Below are 19,785 nucleotides of genomic sequence, written 5' to 3' on the forward strand. Positions count from 1 at the left end.
CATGACTGAACCTTCGTCATCGGCAACAGCGGGGGAGCTCCGCAATCTGCGCTGGTCTCTCAGCAGCATGCGGCGCAGGGTTTGGCTGATCTCTAGCCTTGTGGTGTTTGTGAGCCTGCTGGGGTTGCTGCTCAGCTGGCTGGATCCCGCCATTCGGGCCCCCCTGCGTCCGGGCCTGGACTTCACTGGCGGCACGCAGATTCAGTTGGAGCGCCGTTGTGATGACTCCTGCGGTGAGCTCAAGGCGATTGCGGTCTCCGATGTGATTCGCAGCCTGGACCTGCCAGTGGAGGAGGGGCAGCCTCTCCCCAACCTGGGGGCGCCCCGGGTTCAGCTGTTGGATGGCGGTCAGTCATTGTTGTTGCGGCTGCCAACCCTGTCGGCTGCCCAGGGCCAAGCGGTGATCCAGGCGGTTGAACCGGTCGCGGGTCCGTTCCTCTCCGGTGGTCAATCGGTCGACACCATTGGTCCCAGCTTGGGTCGGCAACTGTTGCGCAGCAGCCTGATTTCACTGCTGGTCGCCTTCAGTGGCATCGCGGCCTACATCAGCTTCCGCTACGACCGCCGCTACGCCTTCCTGGCCCTGGTGGCCCTTGCCCATGACGTCGCCATCGTTTGTGGTGTGTTCGCTTGGCTTGGCGTTGTGCTGCAACTGGAGGTCGACAGCCTCTTCGCTGTCTCGCTGCTCACGATTGCTGGATATTCGGTGAACGACACGGTGGTTGTGTTTGATCGCATCCGTGAACGAAGCAAGGATGCAGCTGATCTGCCTCTCTCTTTACAGGTGGATCAAGCGGTGTCGGCCACATTGACCCGCACCCTCTACACAAGCGGAACCACCCTGCTTCCTCTGTTGGCCCTGGTGTTCTTTGGTGGAGCAACGCTCTATTGGTTTGCGATCGCTCTGGCTTTGGGGGTTGTGGTGGGCTCCTGGTCGAGCATCGCCCTGGCGCCCTCGCTGCTCACGCTCTGGGACCGTTCCCGTGACTGATCGCAGTGGCGAATCTCAACGGCGACGCCATCCTGCTCGGTGGTTTCCGATTCTTCTGATCCTCTTGGCCTTGTGCGATCTGCGCACCGAAGTGCAGCTCCTGAGTGATCAGTTCACACTCACAGGCTTGGGCTACGCGATTCGACATCACCAGTTGGCTGTGGTGGTGCTGTTGGGTTCACCGTCCCTGTGGCGTCGTTTCGGCTAGCTGGAGCCACTGCCGAATTCTCGCCAGATTGAGTCCCAGGTGCGTTGCTTCACATCAGTGTTCCAACGCCCCTGGCTGTGGGTCGAGGACCACCACGATTCGAACAGGTCGTGAGCTTCTTCGTGCAGTAATTCCGGATCGAGGTTCTCTCGAACCAGCTGCTTCACGGCCTGCCTCAGTTCCTCATAACGAGAGAAATTGAAGATGACGTCCAATCCCATTCGTCTCAAGACCTGTTGGACACGCTATTGGATCGTTGGCCTTGAAGGGGTGGTGTTGGTATCAATCTGAACGTCATTGCGTGTTGCGCCTGAGCTACGACTCAAATGGTTGCTCAGGTCTCATGGAATTGAATCCTGGTCTCAATGAAGAGGTGTTCGGGTTGCGCGCCGAGGTTGAGGCTCTGAAATCACGGCTGAACAAAATTGAACGCGGCCAAGAGGTTGCGGTGTCTGCGGCCTATTGGCAAGCGGTAGAACGGGAACGTGATTCAAGTGAGAAGAAGAAACGTCAGCTGCTCTAGGGGATTGAAAGCTCGACCTGAAGCGCTTGCCCTTGGTGCATGTTCAAAAAAATTGGGACCCTCTCCCAAGAGCCCCAATGCTCGACGCGTCGTTCTCACGACACGGTAAAAGTACTTAGTCAGCACTGGTCTCAGGTGTGACCCTTGCTACAAGGTGTTCATCCCGATACATGGCTGGCCTCTGGTCTTAGGCCCAGCGATCCATGATCTGCTGTACCACCACGCGCTGCATCAGCACCTGAATCACCACCACCAGAGGAAGGGCGAGTAGCACGCCTGGAAGCCCCAGCAGTGCGCCAAGGCTGAGCTGGGCTGTCAGGGCCACGGTGGGAAGCAGATTCACGGTTTTGCGCAGCAGCAATGGCGTGAGGAGAAATGCCTCGAGGTTCTGCAGCACCAGCCGGAAAACGAGCACCGAGACCATCAATTGCGGCGATTGCAGCAGTGCTAAGCCCGTCGGTAGAAGGGTTGCCGCCGTGGGGCCGATGGTGGGTACGAAGGTGAGCAGGCCGCAGACCAGAGCGCTCAACAGAGCAAGGGGTGCCTTGAGCAGCAACAGTCCACCCCAGGTGAGCAAAAAAACGCTGGTGGCGGAAAGCGTCATGCCGCTGAGCCAACCCCCCAGCGCCTGACGGCATTCATCCAGCAACAGTTCCATCTGCTGGCGGGCGGGGCGGGGCGTCACGGCGACGACCATGCGCCGATGGGAACTTGGATCCAGGGCCAACAAGATCGCGAGCAGGGACATCAGGAACAGCTGAATCAGCGAATTCGCCGCACCGCCTGCAAAGCCCAGCAATGGTTGAAGCCCTTTCAAGTTGAGACCCTCACCCAGCGCTTCATTCAGCTGTCCCAGGCGTGGCTCGCTGCTCAGCAGATCAGACACCTTGCTGAATAACTGCGGCAGATCACGACCCAATTGCTGGAACTGGCTGATGAGTTCCGGTACCAGCAGTTGTCCCAATAGCCCCCCTGCGAACAGCAAAATCCCAAGCACGGCAGCCAGGGCTTGTGGTCGTTTCAGCCGTGTTCGCTTCTGAACCTGAACAATCAGCACATCCAGTGCCACCGCAACCACCACGGCGCCGAACAGCACCAGGAGCACCCAGCGCAGGTGCCAGAGCAGCAGCACCAGCACCACCAGGGTGAGAGCAACAAGAAACGTGCCGGCTGTCATCGTGCGGGCTCCAGACGTTTCCAGCGATCCAAAACATCGTGGATCAGGACCTCACGGATGATCACCTGCAGCACCACCGCTAGAGGCAGAGCCATCAGCAGGCCAAGAGGTCCGAACAGCAGCGTGAACAAAAACTGCGCGGCCAGAGTCAACCCGGGCAGCAGCTTCACTTGGTGGTGCATCACCGAAGGCGTGATCACGTAACTCTCGATGTTTTGGATCACCACATAGACCCCTAATACCGCCGCTGCTTTCCAGGGGGCATCCAGCAGGGCGACTGCCATCGGGAAGATGGTGCTCATCGTTGGTCCCACATTGGGGATCACGTTCAACAGTCCTGCCAGCAGTGCATTGGCCAGAACGAGTTTCACGCCCAACAATGTGAGAGCGATGCTGCACAGCACAAACACCGCCAGTGAGCTGATCAGCACGCCGACCATCCAGCTACTCAAAGCGGCTCCGCACTGATCAAGGATTCGCCGTCCACGGCGTCGATAAAAGGAGGGAATCAGCTGAAGCCCCACACTCCGATAGGCCTGGGGTTGAATGCTGACCATCAAAGCGACTGCCAGCACGAACAACAGACGCAGCAACCCGTTGCCGAGGTTTCCCGCAACACCGAGCAGGCCTAGCAATCCGCTGCCCACGCCTGCTGCCAGTGATGAACCATCGGGCACAAGCTGTCGCGGACCATTCAATTCCAGTTCATCGATGTCGGGGAATGCATCCGCGCCATAGATGGCTTCGCTGATGGAGTCGATCCAGTCGACACCCATCCGAATGAGGGTCTGACCCGCTTCGGGCAGCTTCTGCAACAGCAGAGAAAATTCCTCGAGGAATGGCGGCACTACAACACCTGCAGCCCCTGCCACGAGCAAGAGCAACCCGGCGATGCAGAGAATCAAGGCCAGAGGCCGTTGCATCGGCCTGCGCTCTCGAAGGATGCCCACAAGTGTGCAAAGAGCCATGGCCAGAACGACTGCAGCAAAGAGCAGCAGAACAAGCTCACGCAGGGACCACAGCAAGGTCATCGCTGCGATCAAGGCTGTTAACGACAGCCAGTGGGGCAGTCTCAAGCTTGTTGATCGTCGGCAGAGTCAGTCTGATCGGAATCCTGATTTTGTGAATAACCCAAGCCGTTGGCCTCGGCATATCGCTGGGCAAAGCGCATGAACCGCTCGAAATCCTCTTCGGATTTCCAGGAGTAAACGGCTTCAAGAGCACTCGCTGTGCCGTTCACAAACTTGCCGTTCACTTCTCGGGTGACCATCTCACCTTCTTCATCGACCATCCACATCCCAGTGATGTCGCCCATCGTTTCTGGAGCAATCGCAGCAGGCTTCTCGAAACGGAAGGTTGCTTGACCAGTACGACCGTCGCGGCTGCGCGTCAGACGAATATCGGGAACCACCGGCTCGTTGATTCCCCGAAAGAACTGAATCGCTGCTTCGCTCACGTCGTTCTGGAACTATCGGTAGAAGCGATCTTAATCGGGGATTTCAACAAACCCGTGCTTAATCAGCGTCTGCGCGGCTTGATCAGCACTCAGGCCCGATAGGTCGATGTTGTCCCGTTTGGGGGATCGCGCCAGTTCGTGGTCGTAACAACGGTCGTAATAGTCGAGTGTGGCGCGGCAGGCGCTGGCCCAGTCTTCCCTTGCAATCGCCTCGAGGGCTTCCTTGGTGCGCTGCGGGCCGAGTCGTCGACTGATTCGCTGGGTCGCCTCAGCGAGAGCCGACGCCCTTTGATGGCCGTACACCTGCACCAGCTGTTCGACCCGTTCGTTCAGGTCGCGCTGAATCTCCAGCACAGGGGCCTGCTGCATCTGATCGAAGAGAGGTTTGGGAATGCGGCAGCTCCCTACTTGGATGCTTTCGGCTTCCAACCAAATCACCGTTGCCTGCTGGCGTTGGTGCTGATCCAACGCTTCAGCCAATTTGTTCTCGTAGTGCTCTGTACTGGGTTGATCCGGCAGGCCCAGGCCGCCGAAACTGCTGCCGCGGTGGTGGGCCAGCCCTTCCAGATCAACAACGGCTACTCCGCAGGCCGCCATGGCCAACAGCAAATCAGTTTTTCCAGTTCCCGTTCGCCCCCCCATGACGCGCAAGGGCCATCTCTGTTCAAATCGGCTCTGGGCCCAGCGCCGGTAGCTCTTGTACCCCCCTTGCAGAAGTGTTGGCCTGAGTTCGATCTGCTGCGCGAGCCAGGCCATGCTGGCCGAGCGCATTCCTCCCCGCCAGCAGTAGATCCGTGGATTGCCCAGCTCGCGAAGGGTCTCCAGATCACGGGCCAAGCTGCTGAGCTTGGGTCCGGTGAGTTCAAGACCCAGATGAATCGCTGGTCTTCGTCCTTGCTGCTTGTACGCGATGCCGACTTCGGCCCGCTCCTCATCGTTGAACAAGGGCAGGTTGATGGCCCCGGGCCAGTGCCCCTTCGCAAATTCGCTGGGGCTGCGCACATCCACCAGCGGACCTTTCAGCTCGCGAAGCTGCTGGATCTCGATTGAACTTGTCTCGCCCATGCCTGACATAGTGGCCAACACCGAGCCAGTTGGGGCCGGTTGCGACTCATGCTCTCCGGTTCCACACCCGTCACCAAACTCAGCGTTGACCAGCTGCTGGATCGTTTCGCGAAGGGAACACCTCGCCAACGACGCCCTCTGATCAAGCAGGTCGAAGCACGATCTGAGGGCCTGGCTGCTGTCGGGCCAGATCTTCTTTCTGGCTTCGATCCTGCCGGTGATGACTGGGCTGCAGGCTGGATTCTGCAGGTGCTGCAGCGCCACCAGCCTGAGTCCATTGCCGCCCTGATCAAATCCCCAGATGCCGGCTGGCTGGCAGCGGAATCCGCAGTTGGCCTGAATTACGGCCCGCTGCAGCAGGAGCTGCTCAACCAAAACTTTGAGGAAGCGGATCGAATCACAAGCCAGTGTCTGCGCGATTTGGCCGGGGATGCTGCTGTGAAGCGGGGCTACGTCTACTTCACTGAAGTGGCTCCGATGTCGGGCATTGATCTGGTCAGTCTCGATCGGCTCTGGACGGTTTATTCCCAAGGCCGCTTTGGCTTTACGGTCCAGTCCCAGCTACTGGACGCCCTCGATGGTCGTTACGAACGCCTGTGGCCCCGAATTGGCTGGAAACGCGATGGGGTCTGGACCCGGTATCCAGGTGCATTCACTTGGTCGATCGAGGCTCCCGAGGGCCACATGCCGTTGATCAATCAGCTGAGGGGCGTTCGGTTGATGGATTCAGTTCTGAATCATCCAGCGCTTGTGGCCCGCAGACCCTGACGGGGAGATCTAACAACGGTAAGTTCAAAAGACCGACGTCAACGTGCTCCACTGTGCCGTCCAAGAGGTTTCGCTGGGCTGAGTTCACACTGCCGTCCACGTTGCAGCTGGCCCCTCTGCTGGAGCTGCTCACCGAGCCGGTGGGCTGTGTGTTCACCAGTCAGCGCATCGAGTTGGGTTTACATGAGGCTCTGGTGAATGCCGTCCGCCACGGCAATGATGAAAATCCAGCCAAGAAGCTTCGCGTTCGTCGGATCCTGACGCCCAACTGGTTGGTCTGGCAGGTTCAGGATGAAGGCTGCGGCTTGCCGCAGCAGTCCCGCACAGCGACCCTCCCGACGGCGCTTGATGCTGCCAGTGGCCGCGGACTGTTCCTCATTCATCAATGTTTTGACGATGTCCGCTGGAGTCGGAGGGGAAACCGACTGCAACTGGCCTGCCGGCGCCCGGTCAGTGACGGGGACAGCCCGGATCCTTCAGTTCTCCCTTAATCCAGCCAAGCGCTTGCTGGGTAAGTTGCTCGACATCCGTGTGGTCTCCCTGGCGGAGCAATTGCACCAACGCTGCAGCCAATAACTCGGCACCACGGCGCTTGCGATTGCTTTTCAGTTGATGCCAATCGCGATCGCTAATGCGGAGCAGCTGATGGAGCTCCTCTGCCTTTCCTTTGGCGGAGTCGGGCCATGGGGCGGTGGGCGGTGTCATCCCTTGATCAGCAGATCGCTCTAGTTTCGGAGCACGTGGGTTCAATGCCTTGGAAGAGCGCAAAGGCAAACGACTTCGCAGTGAACTGCGGTGGTTGCACCATGGTTCACGCTTGCTGCTGCAAGGGCAAAGGCAGTCCCATGTTGGGTCGGGTGTTGCCGCTCGACGCTGGATCCAGCGCCGCAAACTTGCGACAAACCTGATTAGCCAGCCGCTTGCGGGGTGGGATGTACCAACGGAATCGGGTCAGCGTTTCTGGAAGGCACTTCGCTTTGCTGGAGCGGGCTTCACTCTGGCCTGGCTGCTGGCCCAGCTCTAAACCGATCAGCCCACCCGTTGGCGATGGGCCTATGCAACCACAACCAGAGAATTGGATGCGGGAGCTTCATCCTCGGTGGAAGGAACCCCCGAAGGTTTTGGCATGTGCTGACCTCGAAGCCATGCATTGTGCAGGGCCCGCCGCCGGCGATCCTCAGAGAGAACAAGACGATCTGCCGCTGCTTGGGGGCTCTCCCCAGGCAGCAAGGCTGTGCGCAGGCATATGCCGAAACCAAGGGCTTCGACTTGCACGTGACCTTCCATCAGCACGACTTGAAACGTCCAGCCCTGAAGCCAACGCAGCCGGAAGGGATTGGTCATGAAGTTCCCTTCGTAATCGCCTTTACCCTATGGCTCGCAAGCGTTCGTGCAAGGGACGCTGTCAGGGAATCCGCTTATCAGGTTTCTTCATTGGTGGGTTTGCGTGCTGACCAGACCCGCGTCATGAAATGGGATTCAGCTGTGATTCCCTCGAAGCCTGCAGCTGTTAAGCGTTTGTCGATGTCATCACCGATGTAATCCCGGTAGTAAGGCTCATGGAAGACACGCCGGAAGTTCTCCATCACTGCGGCAAATTTGGCTGAATCTGCCATCTGTACAGAGTCGGCAAGAACCAAAACGCCGCCTGGCTCGAGCACCCTCCAAGCCTCGTTGAGAACGTTTTGGCGAGCTTCTGCTGGCAGTTCATGCAGCAGGAACACACAGGTCACGGCTTGAACCGAGTCATTCGCCAAGGGGAGTGATTCCCCATTGGCACGGATCAGCTGAACCAGCGAGGCGTCCCCGGCATTCAACCAGCGATTGGCCTGACGGAGGTACGACTCGGAGAGATCGGTCCCGATGAGTTGCGCGTGAGGAACAGCAGCTCGGATTTGGTGCAGCGTCCGACCGGTGCCGGTGGCCACATCAAGGATCTTCAGGGAGCCCGGAGCCCGGTCAGCGAAATGCTTCAAGCCGCGTTTGAGCGGAGCCAGGACCCGTCGACGCATGGCATCGGCTGTGCCGTTGAAAAGGATCTCAACCTGTAAGTCGTAGAGACCAGCGGAGTGATCACTCAGATATCCATCGGTTTGATGGTGAAAATTTTGAAGGTAGTAGTCGGGGTAAAGCGCTGTTTCGGTGTCCCGTGGCAGATCGCGAACGTTGCGCTCACGGCGTCGATCCCAGGTGGAGGGGAGATCCATCCACACCTGTGGATAACGGCTGACCCAGTCGAGCCAGGGCGCATCAAAGAGCAGTTGCTCCGGATAGATCCCCCATTGAGCCTCCTGCCAATCCTGTTCCTGGAGTTTGTTCATATCCAGGCGCAGTTCCCCGAGCACCTCGGTGGATACTGCTTCCGTTTTGGGAACGGCATCGGGAGCCACCCATTCCATCAGCTTGGTGCTCAGCTCTTTGTGAGCCAGGCCCGCGATGCTTTTGCCTTGCTGAAGCGTTTGGTACGCAAGCTTGCTCAGGGGCGTTGACGCCATCGCGGATTCAGACAACAGCTCTATTCCAGCGGATGTGACGCGCAACCGCGTGCCAAGCAGTCCACAAAAAAACCCGCCTCCTGCGAGGCGGGTCGTGGGTCTCAACGAGTGTTGATCAGGCGTCGTAGTACATGGTGAATTCGTGGGGGTGAGGACGCTGACGCAGCTGCTGAACCTCTTCGTATTTGAGGTCAATCCAGTTGTCGATGAAGTCGTCGCTGAACACTCCGCCAGCGGTGAGGAAGCCACGATCGGCATTCAGAGCTTCCAAGGCACCATTGAGGGAAGCCGGGACCGTTGCGATCTTCGAAAGCTCTTCAGCCGGAAGCTCGAACAAATCGCGGTCTTCGCCGTCGCCGGGATCGATCTGGTTCTTGATGCCATCCAGGCCAGCCATCATCATGGCGCTGAAGGCCAGATATGGATTGGCCAGGGCATCACCGGAACGGAATTCGAGGCGCTTGGCCTTGGGGCTTGGGCCGGTGAGAGGAATTCGCACAGCGGCGGAACGGTTGCCCTCCGAGTACACCAGGTTCACTGGAGCTTCGAAGCCGGGCACCAGACGCTTGTAGCTGTTGGTGGTGGGGTTGGTGAAGGCCAGGAAGGCCGGAGCGTGCTTGAGGATGCCGCCGATGTACCAGCGGGCGGTCTGCGACAGGTTCGCGTAGGTGCCTTCGCCGAAAAACAGTGGCTGACCACCTTTCCAGAGGCTCTGGTGCACATGCATACCTGTGCCGTTGTCGTTGAACACCGGCTTGGGCATGAAGGTGGCTGTCTTGCCGTACTTCTTGGCCACGTTGCGCACGACGTACTTGTACGTCATGACGTTGTCGGCTGCCTGGATTAGCTCAGCGAATTTCATGCCGAGCTCGTGCTGGCCTGCGCCGGCAACTTCGTGGTGGTGCTTCTCGGTGGGGATACCCAGTTGCCCCATCAGCAGAAGCATCTCTGAGCGGATGTCCTGGGCTGTGTCGTTGGGAGCAACGGGGAAGTACCCCTCTTTCACTTGAATTTTGTAGGCGAGGTTGCCGCCTTCCTCGATGCGACCCGTGTTCCAACCCGCCTCGATCGTGTCGACGCTGTAGAAGGAGCCACCTTCGGCCGAGTTGTAGCGGACGTCGTCGAAGAGGAAGAATTCAGGCTCAGGACCGAAGAAGGCCATGTCGGCCAGCCCCGTGCTGGCGAGGTGATTCAAAGCACGCTGGGCCAGGGCGCGGGGACAGCGCTCATAGGGCTGACCGGTGCGCGGCTCCTGAATCGAGCAGATCATGCTCAGGGTTTTGTGCCGATAGAAGGGATCAACCCAGGCCGTGTTGGCGTCGGGAACCATGGCCATGTCGGAGGCCTGGATGCCCTTCCATCCACGGATGGATGAACCGTCAAAGGCCAGGCCCTCAGTGAAGGATTCTTCCTCCAGCAGATCGGTACAGACCGTTAGGTGCTGCCACTTGCCGTGCAGATCGGTGAATTTGAGGTCGATCAGTTCGATGCCTTCGTCCTTGATCTGGCGCAGGACGTCCTGGGGGGATTTCGACATAAGAAAGGACTGCTCGACTGAATTGTGCAGTGATGTGACCGTATAGAGCCACAACTCACCATTTTGTATCAAGAGGTACGTTCCAGCTGCATGGAGTCAACTGCGTAACCGTTTCTGTCAACTTGGCCGAAATGCAGGCCTGCCAAAGGATTTGCCCGCTTCAACGGTGTTAGCGTCCGCGGGGGATCCTCTGGAGATTCAGGTAAATGCGCGATGCAATCAGCGGTCTGATCGGTCGCTACGACCAACTGGGTCGTTATTTCGATCGTCCAGCGATCGACAGCATCAATGCGTATCTGGATGAATCCACGCTGCGGATTCAGGCTGTTGAGCTGATCAACGGTTCCGCCGCCGAAATTGTGCGTGAGGCCAGCCAGCGGCTGTTCCGGGATGAGCCGGACCTGCTCCTTCCTGGCGGAAACGCCTACACGACCCGTCGGCTCGCTGCCTGTCTGCGGGACATGGATTACTTCCTGCGCTACGCCAGCTATGCCCTGGTTGCTGGCGACAGCACGATTCTCAATGAGCGTGTTCTCAACGGGCTGGACGACACCTACAAGAGCCTTGGCGTTCCTACGGGCCCCACTGTCCGTAGCATTGTTTTGCTCGGGGAAGTCGTGGCCGAGATGCTTCTGGCCAACGGTGCGGCATCCGAGCAGCTCGCCACTGTTCTGCAGCCGTTTGATCACCTGGCCAAAGGCCTTGCTGAAACCAATGTGCGCCAACGTTGAACTCAAAAGTTCAGCGCAAGATTTGAACAGATTGCAATCGTGCAGCTCTCATCTCTTCCGAGGGGCATGACTGCGTAGGCTCATCACCACGAACCAATGATCAGGGCTTTGGCGACGACGAACTCTCTTCTTCCTGTTGACGATCGTCATCGCAAAGCTTTTGCACCGATCAGCACTCCAGATCGACTGCTTCTGGGACCAGGCCCCTCGAACGCGCACCCGACGGTTCTGAAGGCTCTGTCGCGAACCCCCATCGGTCACCTTGATCCTCTTTACGTCGAGCTGATGGGTGAGGTGCAGGAACTTCTGCGCTACGCCTGGCAGACGGACAACCGCCTCACGCTTCCGATGAGTGGTACCGGGAGTGCCGCCATGGAGGCAACCCTGGCCAACACCGTGGAACCTGGAGACACCGTTCTTGTTGCGGTGAAGGGATATTTCGGCCTCCGTCTGGCAGATATGGCGGGGCGTTACCGCGCTGATGTCAAAACCATTGATAAGCCCTGGGGAGAGTGGTTTTCTCTCGATGAACTCGAAGCGGCCCTGATCGAGCACAAGCCCGCGATCCTGGCGATAGTTCATGCCGAAACCTCCACGGGTGTCTGCCAACCCATGGACGGCATTGGCGATCTCTGCCGCAAGCACGACTGCTTGCTGCTGCTCGATACCGTCACGTCCTTGGGGGGAGTTCCGCTTTATATCGATGAGTGGAAGGTTGATCTCGCTTACAGCTGCAGCCAGAAAGGATTGAGCTGCCCTCCGGGCCTTGGACCCTTCACGATGGGCCCTCGCGCCGAGGCCAAGATGTCAGCCCGTCAGGGCAAGGTTCCCAATTGGTACCTCGATGTGTCCCTGCTTAATCAGTACTGGGGCAGTGATCGCGTCTACCACCACACGGCGCCAGTCAACATGAATTTCGGCATGCGCGAGGCATTGCGCCTGTTGGCCGAGGAAGGTCTAGATCAGGCCTGGGCTCGACACCGCAGCAATGCGGAATTGCTCTGGAGCGGCCTCGAAAGTCTTGGGCTTTCTATGCATGTGCCGGCCGACCGTCGACTGCCGACGCTCACCACTGTTCGCATCCCTGAAGGTGTGGATGGAAAGGCCTTCAGTCAGCACCTGCTGAACAACCACGGGATCGAGGTGGGCGGTGGTCTCGGGACCCTTGCTGGAAAAATCTGGCGAATCGGGCTGATGGGGTACAACTCCAACCCAGAAAATGTGAATCGTCTCCTCAACCTGTTTGAGACAGAGCTACCTCGCTTTAGCGGTTCTGAAGCCGCCGCTGCCTGAACCAGCGCTCCAGCTGCCCTCTTGCTTCAGGCTCGCGCACACCTCGCACCACCTCCATGTGATGGTGCGCGCTTGCATGGGTTGAGAGGTCGAGGCTGCCCCCCAAACCACCGCGTTTAGGGTCAGATGCGGCATACACCACTGTTCCCATTCGGGCCTGCACCAAGGCTCCCGCACACATGGGGCAGGGCTCGAGGGTCACGATCAAGGTGCAGTCGTTGAATCTCCAATCGCCATTTACCACCGCTGCCTGTCGTAACGCCACCAGTTCGGCATGACCAAGGGGGTCCATATGGGTCTGGCGTCTGTTGCGTCCATGTCCAATGGCCTTTCCGTTTCCATCCAGGATCACCGCGGCAACTGGTACCTCTCCTTCCGTGCCAGTGGCCTCGGCACGCTGGAGCAGAACGTCCATCCAGCGAGTGAAGTCGTCCCGCTGATCCACCGCCGTCACACGCTGTCCTTTGAGCACCATCCCACGAGACGCGAAGATCACTGAAGTTCACGGGTCTCCGTTGCAAGCCTGTTCCGAGTCTCAGCACCCATCGGATCGGCTCGCTCCGTTCGCCATCCCCTCGGCTGCAGACCCGGTACTGAATGACTTCTTGCACCGCAGTTCAGATCTGCTCTGCCGTTGGATCGGCTCGGCTGAACGAACGGGCCCGGTGCCCTTGATGCGCCCTTTGCCTGACGTGGCTCCCGGGCTGGAAGGAGCTGGTGTCGAATCACTCCTGAGTGATCTGCAGCAAGTGATGGATGGGGCTTACCAGCCGTCTCATCCCGGTGCCTTGGCTCATCTTGATCCGCCCCCTCTCACCGCCTCCATTGCGGCGGAGATGGTTTGCGCGGGCTTGAACAACAATCTCCTGGCAGAGGAACTGTCTCCTGGGCTGACTGGCCTGGAACATGATCTCTGCCGCTGGTTCTGCCACAGGATTGGGTTGCCGGAAGGATCCGGAGGCGTTCTGGCTAGTGGTGGAACCCTGAGCAATCTCATGGCACTGGTCTCGGCACGGGCCGCCTTGAGCTCGATGCAGGGGGATCCAGTGCTCCTCTGCAGCCAAGACGCCCACGTCTCGATCAACAAGGCGGCAAGGGTGATGGGTCTGTCGGAGGATGCCCTCCAGACGCTTCCGGTGGTCCCCGACGGCGGCCTCTGTCTTGACGCTTTGGGCGAGCGGTTGACAACACTGCAAGCCCAGGGCCGCCCTTGTCTGGCGGTGGTGGCCACCGCTGGGACAACCGTGCGTGGCGCCATTGATCCACTCTCGGATCTTGCCGCACTCTGTCGTGATGCAGGGGTGTGGTTGCATGTGGATGCAGCCATCGGCGGTGTGTTCGCCCTGAGCACCAGCCACGCATCTCTGATGTGCGGCATGGAGTTGGCGGATTCGATCACTCTGAATCCTCAGAAACTGCTGGGCATCACCAAAGCTTCATCGCTGTTGTTGCTGAGGGATCGCACCCACCTCCGCCAGGCCTTTTCAACAGGATTGCCCTACATGCAGGCGCCCAATGGGGTGGACCACGGTGGGGAGATCGGCTTGCAGGGAACCAGGCCCGCGGAGATCCTCAAGCTCTGGCTGGGCCTGCGTCAGCTGGGTGAGGCGGGGATTGAAGCGACCCTCAGCGGTGCCTTGCAACGGCGAAAGGCCTTTGCCTCCATGTTGGATCCCAACAAGCTGACGCTGTTGTCGGGTGACCTTCACCTTCTGGCGTTCCAGGCCAGGGAGGGGGGAATTGATGCTGCCGCTTGTTGGAGTGAAGAGACCCGCCAGATGCTTCTCTCTCACGGCTACATGCTCTCGAGACCCTTCTACGGCGACCGTTTCTGTCTTAAAGCGGTCTTGGGTAACCCGCACACCACAGCTCAGCATCTCCGCGACTTGTCCGATCGGCTGAATGCATCGCTGGCCTGAAGCCTGATCGTCCACAATCGCCCTCGTTTGAGTGGGTCCCATGCCGGAACAGAAGCAGGGTTCACGCTGGGTTGCGATCGTCACCGGTGCAATTTCAGTTGCGATTGGTGTGATCTATCTGCTGCTGATCACGGTTTTGGATGCCCGGGGGCCGATGCTCCCCCCTCCTGCTGAGGCTCTGGCCGGGGCGGAAGGCGCCCCGCTGCCGACTGCTGAAGCGGTTCCACCACTTGCCGCATGGCACTGGCAAGAAAGCGCTGCAGCGAGAGTTCCCGCCGATTGAGTTCAAAGGCCTGTTGCACGACGGTCTGCATCCCGCCGTCGCCCCAGTCTTGGTCTTGTTCGAAGTAACGGATGAAGCTGCTTCCAGCAATTCGGGTGAGCCATGCGGTGACCACCCCCTGGAGCACCTGACCAAGAATCAGGGTGGGCAAACTCAGGCTGAGGCTGGTGCTCAGCAAGGACATGGCCCCTTTGACGATGCCCAACTTGCCCAGGGTTTGCCCGAGGGACATGGCCAAGTCTTTGGCACGATCCCGGGACATCTCAACCCCGTAGATCTTCGCCATTTCCAGAATCATCTGGGCATTCACTGCTGCGGTACTCAACAGATCCACACCTGGCAATGGGTTGGCAGCGACGATCCCAGCGCCCATCCAGCTGTAACGGTCGATGCAGCGTTTGGCTTCCCGGGAGCGCTGGTCGTTCAACAGGTCACGACCGCGGCTGTCGAGTGACCGACACTGGAGAAGGATGTTGTCGGCAATCAATTCCTCACCCTCGGCATGAAGCACGACGGCGAGGCGTTGCAGCAGATCGCTCACGTCAGGCATCGGCTGCAGGGGTCGACGACCGGGTTGAGGAATCGATTGAGGAGATGCACTGCAGGCCACCACATCGGCAGTGTTGAGATGTCCCTGACAACGGGATCGAAGCACCTGCAGGAGCCGTTTTTCCTCATCCACACCTCGTAAATCCCGCTTGTTCAGCACCAAGAGCAGCCGCTTGCCGAGGCCAGCAAGGGATTGCACAACGGCGAATTCCGAGGCTCGGAGATCACCGTCCACGACAACGATCAACAGGTCGGCGCGTACCGCCCGACGACGGGCCGTCTCTTCGCGGCTGAGGCCTTCCTCTCCCGCTTCAAGGATCCCTGGGGTGTCGACAAGTTGCAGACCACGCTCTAACCCTTTCAAACGCAGGCGGTAGGCACGGCTGGTTTTTGTGACGCCCATGGGGGCACCCACATCGCCGACCATTTCATTGAGCAGCGCACGGATGAGCGATGTCTTGCCGCTGGATCCGGTGCCGAACACAACAACCACCAGATCCCCTCGCTTCAGTTCGTCCGCGACGCGATCGCGTTCGTTTTGCAGACTCCGGCGGCTGATGTTGTCCTGGATGCGTTCGATCAAACGATCTACATGGCCCAGGCTTGTGTTTGCGGCGTCCCTGCGGTTCTGAGGAGCGGCGGCTGGCTGCCGCGGGTGTTGAGGGGGGCCTGACTTCCAGCGTTTCCACATTGGCCAGCCCACCTGCATCACCACAGTCACCAGCAGCACAAGACCCAGAAGCAGAACCGGCGTAAGCAGCCAGGGAGGCAGGAAGTAACTCAGATCCCACAGCAGGCTGCGGATCGTTTGAACGGCAACACCGATCACCACAAGTGCCACAAAGGCAACTGCAAGACCGATGAGCAACTTGGTTTGACGTTTCATGCCTTCGTCACACCAGCCTCAGGGCAAGTTTGAGTCAGCCACGGCTGGTTTCACCACGACGGGTCCAGAGATCGATGCCGAAGCAGAGCACAGCGAGATTGATGGCGACATCGGCTCCGTTGAAGATCGGGAAGTCGATCGGTTCGAGCGCCAGAAAATCGACTACGTAACCCAGGCGCCAGCGATCGAGCCCGTTGCCCAGGGTGCCGCCAAGAAGCGCTGCTGAAGCAAGTGCTTGCCAAAACGGCAGAACTCGTTGTCGCCAGATCAAGAGAATCAGACCGATGCCGACCCCCAAGCTGAGAAGTCCAAGGAGGGCAGTGGATCCCCGCAGCACGCTGAATGCGGCTCCGGTGTTGTGCACCAACTGTAGGGAGATCAGGTGCGGTAGCAGGGGAAGGGTGTGGCCATCCTGCAAAACGCTGGAGGCCACACCCTTGCTGACCTGGTCCACCACAACGATGACAAGAGCAATTAGCAGGGTTGATTGACGCGGCAGGGTTCTGTTCATGACTCAATGATCAACAGCCGACGCAACACAACCGAGAGCAGTCCTGCACCGATGCAGAGCAGCATCTGTGCAGGCAATGGGCCGATGGAAAACTGCATCAGGAGCTCGAGGAATCCAAGCGTCCATCGACCCAAAATGGCCCCGATGGCGAGATTGAGGAGACCGCAGATCTGAAGAACCAGGAGTCCTGCAAGGGCGGACAGCGACTGTCTGGGCAGGTCGTTCATACCGTCCTGCTGCGCCAGGCGACCGGTGAGCCAGGCCGCCGGAACAAAACCCGCCAGATAGCCGAAACCTGGTTCCAGCACGTAGCTCAGCCCGCCACCGCCATGGAACACCGGCAGGCTGAACAGTCCCAGGGTCAGATACCCAACGGCGGCCATCACACCGGCGCGCGGGCCGCTCACCATGGCGCAGAGGAGGAGGGCTGGCACCTGCCAGGTCACGGGCAGGGGAAGAACAATTGGTTCCGGCACAGGCAGATACATCGCTGCCGGCACAAGACCACCAATGAGGATGGCCAGCAGACCCGCCAGGGCACCACACCAGGAGGCGAGAGCCCTCACATCAATCCGTCAACTCGGCCCATCCTGCTCGACAATGCAGATCCTGCCCAGTTCAGATGACGGTATCGATTGGTGATCGCCTGCTCCTGAAGCAGCAGCTTCCTTTCCTGAAATCCGCTGATCCGATGCCGATGTTGCGTCCCCCGGATCTGGTGGCGGCCGGTGAAGTGGGTGAGGTGGTTGCGCTGCATCCGATGGATACTGTGGCCGTCCGCTTCCGTCGGGGCACGTTCCTGATCGCCCTCGACCGGCTGGATGCCGTCGATGCCGCTGAGGCGGACTAACCAGCAACACGGCGCTGCCAGCGTCGTGCGAGCTGCTCCAGTGCTCCGGAGGTTCCGCAGAGGCTGAGCCGTGGTTCGCTGAGCCAGCGCGCTGCTGCATCGCGAACATCAGACGATGTCAGTTGCGAAAGGGCATCAACACATCTCTGGTCATGATCTTCAGGGAGGCCCTGCGCCTTCAGCTGTACGCGCCGCTCAGCCCTTTGGGAGCAGGTCTGCAGTCCTTGGGCGAGCTGGCCGATGTACTTCGCTCTTGCAAGCTCAAGCTCTGCCTCGCTGAGGGGGTGCTCCCGCAGCTCCTCCCAGATCGTTAGCAGCAAGTCCAGGGCGAGGTTGGCCCGTTCCTCCACGCTTGACGCCATCAGCACAAAGGGTGCGGGGCCTGCCAGGGCAGGGAAGTGGGCTGCCACGTCGTAGGCCACGCCATGGTCTTCACGCAGGCGCTGGAACAGCACGCTCGACATCCCAACCCCTAGATGGCACTGCAACAGCCGTAAGGCCAGCTCATCCGGCTGGCCATGCCCCAACGTTGCCTGACCCAGCATCAGCACCACTTGTTCGGTGTCCATCGGTTCAAGGTGGATTGTTTCGGTGCCGACTCCTTCGGCGTAGGGGAGTCGGCTGGCGGAATCCTGCGCTCTGCCCTTAGGCCAGTTGCGGAAGTCCTCAAGCGAATGGAGTTGATCGACGAGGTGTTGCGGGACGCTGCCCGCAAGGGCGAGAACACTGGAGGCCTCTGGCAGCCGTTCGGCGAGGGGAAGCAGCACCTTCCGATCCAGTTCGATCAGCTCCTCGGTGATGCCCATAGGGTCATGGCCGTAGCCACCGCTGCCGTAGGTCAGTTGCCTCCAGCCGGTCGTGGCGCAATGGAAGGGGTCCTCCCTTTGCCGCTGTAAGGCCTGAATCGTGAGCGAACGTTCTAGGGCCACCTGATCGGGCTCAAGGTGGGGGGCTCGCACCATTTGCGCCAGTAGGGGCAAAAGATGCTCGGCATCTTCCACCGTGCAGCGCAGACTCAGGATGAGGGCGTCTTCCTGGGCATCACAGCGCAGACCGGCGCCGCATCCCTCCACCAGATCAGCCAGCTCAAGGTTGTTGTGATTTCCACAGCCTCGGCTGAGCAGGGACGCCAGCAGGTCATGGGCTCCACGAGCCCCGGCAGGGTCCTCTGCGCTGCCGAAAGGGAGCAGCAGTTTTGCGGCCAATATCCCCGGGGTTGCGACCGGTTCGACCAGAAGTTCGGGGTTGCTCATTCGTGCTCCGACTTGGCTTGGGCCGTCAGGATGAAGGCCTTTTCGGGTTGAAGCCTGGGAAACAGCTCCGAGCGCAGCCGCTCCGCTGTCCACGTTGGGAGGAAGGCAAGGGGGTGCAGCAGGTCCTGCTGACGGTCCCAGAGGGTCTGACTGGCACAGAGTCCTGAGACCTGACCGGTCGATTCCAACGCGTATCGGAGCCCATTGCTCACCAGCTGTTGCCCCCGTTTCAGTTCCTGATCGGTGACAAGCTCCCGCGCCATGGTGCGCAACTCACGGTTGACCTCCTCTTCAACAGCGTCCAGATGCTCATCTGGGCAGATCACTTCCAGGGTGATCAAGCTCCCCTGCTCCAGAACCGATAGGTCCATCGACACACTTTCAACGATCTGAAGCTCCTCTCTCAGGCGGTTGACGAGACGACTGCGTCGTCCCTCCCCTAGCAGTGTCGTCGCGAGATCCGCCGCCATCACGCCGCCCTGATCCTGGGCCTGGGGCGCCTCCCAGAGCATCAGCAGTCGCGCTGATTCCAGGCGATCCACCGCGACGCTCTGGCGTCCGGGTCGCACGCTCAGAGGGGCTGACCGGGCTGAGGGGCCAGGGGCATTCAGGAGTCCGGCCAGAGCCGAGGAGCCTATAGCGGAGCGCAGCTCAGTGGATGCGGGGCCGGCCACCGCCAGGCAGCAGTTGGAACCGCGGTACTGCCGTTTGTGAAACGCCTCCATAGCGCCCGGGGTCATGGCCTCCAGACTGCGGGGGGTTCCAAGAATCGGGCGGCCATATGGGTGTTGGTCACAGCCTTTGCTGAGCAGCAGTTGCAGCACCTGCTCATTCGGCTGATCGGCGTATTGCGCGATCTCCTCCAGAACCACACCCCGTTCTGTATTGAACCCGCCTGGATCGAGGCTCGGCTGCAGAACAAGTTCCAGCAGCAGATCCAACGCTTCGCGGGCCCGATCCGGTGGTGTCAGCACGTGAAAGTGGACGTCGTCAAAGCCTGTGGCTGCATTGCTGCTGCCACCCAGGGCCTCGATCGCCTCATCGAAGGCCCCTGCGGCTAGCCGCTCACTGCCCTTAAAGACCATGTGCTCAAGGAAATGGGCCATTCCCTCTTCCCCTGGATGCTCACTGGCACTGCCTGCGCGGCACCAAAGATCGAGACAGGTCAAGGGTGCATCCGGCATGTCTGCCGTCACGCAGCGCACTCCGTTGGGGAGAGTCCAATGGTCCAGTGATGGGCCGGAGAACGGAATGTTCAGAACTGCGTGGCAAAGTTCCATTCTGTGCCTG

The 19,785-nt window shown here is 59.7% G+C and carries 25 protein-coding genes; 10 read left to right on the plus strand and 15 right to left on the minus strand.

The genetic code is table 11. The annotated features are described in order from the left end of the window. Window position 1 precedes the first annotated feature (1 nt). Both secF and DXY30_RS05850 read left to right on the plus strand, forming a co-directional pair. The gene (gene secF, locus DXY30_RS05845; protein ID WP_115093760.1) at window positions 2-991 is read left to right on the plus strand and encodes a protein translocase subunit SecF; all 990 of its coding nucleotides are present in this window, start codon (window positions 2-4) and stop codon (window positions 989-991) included. Then, on the plus strand, window positions 984-1,199 hold the full coding sequence (locus tag DXY30_RS05850; protein ID WP_115093761.1) for a hypothetical protein: 216 nt from the start codon (window positions 984-986) through the stop codon (window positions 1,197-1,199). Before secF ends, DXY30_RS05850 begins: the two co-directional genes overlap by 8 nt. Here DXY30_RS05850 and DXY30_RS05855 read toward each other — a convergent pair. Continuing rightward, window positions 1,196-1,420 (minus strand): hypothetical protein, encoded by a 225-nt coding sequence (locus DXY30_RS05855; protein WP_115093762.1) that lies wholly within the window; start codon window positions 1,418-1,420, stop codon window positions 1,196-1,198. The genes DXY30_RS05850 and DXY30_RS05855 overlap by 4 nt on opposite strands. Before the next feature lie 83 nt (window positions 1,421-1,503). Here DXY30_RS05855 and DXY30_RS05860 point away from each other — a divergent pair, with 83 nt between their 5' ends. Then, window positions 1,504-1,722 (plus strand): hypothetical protein, encoded by a 219-nt coding sequence (locus tag DXY30_RS05860; RefSeq protein WP_137006803.1) that lies wholly within the window; start codon window positions 1,504-1,506, stop codon window positions 1,720-1,722. Between the two features lie 187 nt (window positions 1,723-1,909). On the opposite strand, the gene DXY30_RS05865 is transcribed toward DXY30_RS05860, so the two are convergent. The 4 genes from DXY30_RS05865 to mnmH are packed head-to-tail and all read right to left on the minus strand — an operon-like array spanning window position 1,910 to window position 5,429. Continuing rightward, complete coding sequence (locus DXY30_RS05865) at window positions 1,910-2,899, minus strand: AI-2E family transporter (RefSeq protein ID WP_115093763.1); 990 nt, start codon at window positions 2,897-2,899, stop codon at window positions 1,910-1,912. After that, window positions 2,896-3,975: an AI-2E family transporter gene (locus DXY30_RS05870; protein WP_115093764.1), complete on the minus strand. Its 1,080-nt coding sequence runs from the start codon at window positions 3,973-3,975 to the stop codon at window positions 2,896-2,898. The genes DXY30_RS05865 and DXY30_RS05870 overlap by 4 nt, the downstream gene beginning before the upstream one ends. After that, window positions 3,972-4,355 (minus strand): photosystem II reaction center protein Psb28, encoded by a 384-nt coding sequence (gene psb28 / locus DXY30_RS05875; protein WP_115093765.1) that lies wholly within the window; start codon window positions 4,353-4,355, stop codon window positions 3,972-3,974. The genes DXY30_RS05870 and psb28 overlap by 4 nt, the downstream gene beginning before the upstream one ends. A 30-nt stretch (window positions 4,356-4,385) precedes the next feature. Beyond that, window positions 4,386-5,429 (minus strand): tRNA 2-selenouridine(34) synthase MnmH, encoded by a 1,044-nt coding sequence (mnmH, locus tag DXY30_RS05880; RefSeq protein WP_115093766.1) that lies wholly within the window; start codon window positions 5,427-5,429, stop codon window positions 4,386-4,388. Window positions 5,430-5,468: 39 nt separating this feature from the next. Between mnmH and DXY30_RS05885 the strand changes: the two genes are divergently transcribed. Both DXY30_RS05885 and DXY30_RS05890 read left to right on the plus strand, forming a co-directional pair. Continuing rightward, window positions 5,469-6,188 carry a GUN4 domain-containing protein gene (locus DXY30_RS05885; protein ID WP_115093767.1) on the plus strand — a complete coding sequence of 240 codons (720 nt, stop codon included), beginning with the start codon at window positions 5,469-5,471 and terminating at the stop codon, window positions 6,186-6,188. 53 nt (window positions 6,189-6,241) lie between these two features. Then, window positions 6,242-6,679 carry an ATP-binding protein gene (locus DXY30_RS05890; RefSeq protein ID WP_115093768.1) on the plus strand — a complete coding sequence of 146 codons (438 nt, stop codon included), beginning with the start codon at window positions 6,242-6,244 and terminating at the stop codon, window positions 6,677-6,679. Here DXY30_RS05890 and DXY30_RS05895 read toward each other — a convergent pair. Further along, window positions 6,639-6,893, minus strand: coding sequence for a DUF6439 family protein (locus tag DXY30_RS05895; RefSeq protein WP_115093769.1), 255 nt, complete (start codon window positions 6,891-6,893; stop codon window positions 6,639-6,641). The two genes, DXY30_RS05890 and DXY30_RS05895, sit on opposite strands and share 41 nt — an antisense overlap. A gap of 49 nt (window positions 6,894-6,942) precedes the next feature. Between DXY30_RS05895 and DXY30_RS05900 the strand changes: the two genes are divergently transcribed. Continuing rightward, window positions 6,943-7,212, plus strand: coding sequence for a hypothetical protein (locus DXY30_RS05900; RefSeq protein ID WP_115093770.1), 270 nt, complete (start codon window positions 6,943-6,945; stop codon window positions 7,210-7,212). A gap of 29 nt (window positions 7,213-7,241) precedes the next feature. Here the strand turns inward: DXY30_RS05900 and DXY30_RS05905 are convergent, their stop codons facing one another. The 3 genes from DXY30_RS05905 to glnA form a co-directional block, all read right to left on the minus strand. Continuing rightward, window positions 7,242-7,532 (minus strand): copper-binding protein, encoded by a 291-nt coding sequence (locus tag DXY30_RS05905; RefSeq protein WP_115093771.1) that lies wholly within the window; start codon window positions 7,530-7,532, stop codon window positions 7,242-7,244. Between the two features lie 77 nt (window positions 7,533-7,609). Then, complete coding sequence (locus DXY30_RS05910) at window positions 7,610-8,683, minus strand: class I SAM-dependent methyltransferase (protein ID WP_115093772.1); 1,074 nt, start codon at window positions 8,681-8,683, stop codon at window positions 7,610-7,612. Between the two features lie 115 nt (window positions 8,684-8,798). Next, a complete protein-coding gene (gene glnA, locus DXY30_RS05915; RefSeq protein WP_006849711.1) occupies window positions 8,799-10,220 on the minus strand; it encodes a type I glutamate--ammonia ligase in 1,422 nt (473 codons plus the stop codon). 206 nt (window positions 10,221-10,426) lie between these two features. Between glnA and DXY30_RS05920 the strand changes: the two genes are divergently transcribed. Both DXY30_RS05920 and DXY30_RS05925 read left to right on the plus strand, forming a co-directional pair. Next, window positions 10,427-10,951: an allophycocyanin subunit beta gene (locus DXY30_RS05920; protein ID WP_115023308.1), complete on the plus strand. Its 525-nt coding sequence runs from the start codon at window positions 10,427-10,429 to the stop codon at window positions 10,949-10,951. Between the two features lie 96 nt (window positions 10,952-11,047). Then, window positions 11,048-12,244, plus strand: coding sequence for an alanine--glyoxylate aminotransferase family protein (locus DXY30_RS05925; RefSeq protein WP_170951163.1), 1,197 nt, complete (start codon window positions 11,048-11,050; stop codon window positions 12,242-12,244). On the opposite strand, the gene DXY30_RS05930 is transcribed toward DXY30_RS05925, so the two are convergent. Further along, window positions 12,216-12,719 (minus strand): nucleoside deaminase, encoded by a 504-nt coding sequence (locus tag DXY30_RS05930; protein WP_115093773.1) that lies wholly within the window; start codon window positions 12,717-12,719, stop codon window positions 12,216-12,218. The two genes, DXY30_RS05925 and DXY30_RS05930, sit on opposite strands and share 29 nt — an antisense overlap. Window positions 12,720-12,759: 40 nt before the next feature. On the opposite strand from DXY30_RS05930, the gene DXY30_RS05935 reads away from it, so the two are divergent. Further along, entirely contained in the window at window positions 12,760-14,163 is a 1,404-nt protein-coding gene (locus tag DXY30_RS05935; protein ID WP_115093774.1) for an aminotransferase class V-fold PLP-dependent enzyme, read from the plus strand. A 128-nt stretch (window positions 14,164-14,291) separates the two neighbouring features. Here DXY30_RS05935 and DXY30_RS05940 read toward each other — a convergent pair whose 3' ends face one another. Genes DXY30_RS05940 through DXY30_RS05950 form a run of 3 tightly spaced genes read right to left on the minus strand, consistent with a single transcriptional unit; the run spans window position 14,292 to window position 16,958 of the window. Next, entirely contained in the window at window positions 14,292-15,881 is a 1,590-nt protein-coding gene (locus tag DXY30_RS05940; RefSeq protein WP_115093775.1) for a YcjF family protein, read from the minus strand. Between the two features lie 34 nt (window positions 15,882-15,915). Further along, a complete protein-coding gene (gene lspA, locus DXY30_RS05945; RefSeq protein WP_115093776.1) occupies window positions 15,916-16,392 on the minus strand; it encodes a signal peptidase II in 477 nt (158 codons plus the stop codon). Then, the gene (locus tag DXY30_RS05950; protein WP_115093777.1) at window positions 16,389-16,958 is read right to left on the minus strand and encodes a biotin transporter BioY; all 570 of its coding nucleotides are present in this window, start codon (window positions 16,956-16,958) and stop codon (window positions 16,389-16,391) included. The genes lspA and DXY30_RS05950 overlap by 4 nt, the downstream gene beginning before the upstream one ends. 56 nt (window positions 16,959-17,014) lie before the next feature. Here DXY30_RS05950 and DXY30_RS05955 point away from each other — a divergent pair, with 56 nt between their 5' ends. Further along, entirely contained in the window at window positions 17,015-17,242 is a 228-nt protein-coding gene (locus DXY30_RS05955; RefSeq protein ID WP_115093778.1) for an NAD(P)H dehydrogenase assembly family protein, read from the plus strand. Here the strand turns inward: DXY30_RS05955 and DXY30_RS05960 are convergent. Further along, complete coding sequence (locus DXY30_RS05960; protein WP_115093779.1) at window positions 17,239-18,495, minus strand: pitrilysin family protein; 1,257 nt, start codon at window positions 18,493-18,495, stop codon at window positions 17,239-17,241. The genes DXY30_RS05955 and DXY30_RS05960 overlap by 4 nt on opposite strands. After that, window positions 18,492-19,775 (minus strand): pitrilysin family protein, encoded by a 1,284-nt coding sequence (locus tag DXY30_RS05965; protein ID WP_115093780.1) that lies wholly within the window; start codon window positions 19,773-19,775, stop codon window positions 18,492-18,494. The genes DXY30_RS05960 and DXY30_RS05965 overlap by 4 nt, the downstream gene beginning before the upstream one ends. Window positions 19,776-19,785 lie beyond the last annotated feature (10 nt).

The sequence above is a fragment of the Synechococcus sp. UW106 genome (assembly GCF_900474015.1).
Lineage (GTDB): Bacteria > Cyanobacteriota > Cyanobacteriia > PCC-6307 > Cyanobiaceae > Parasynechococcus.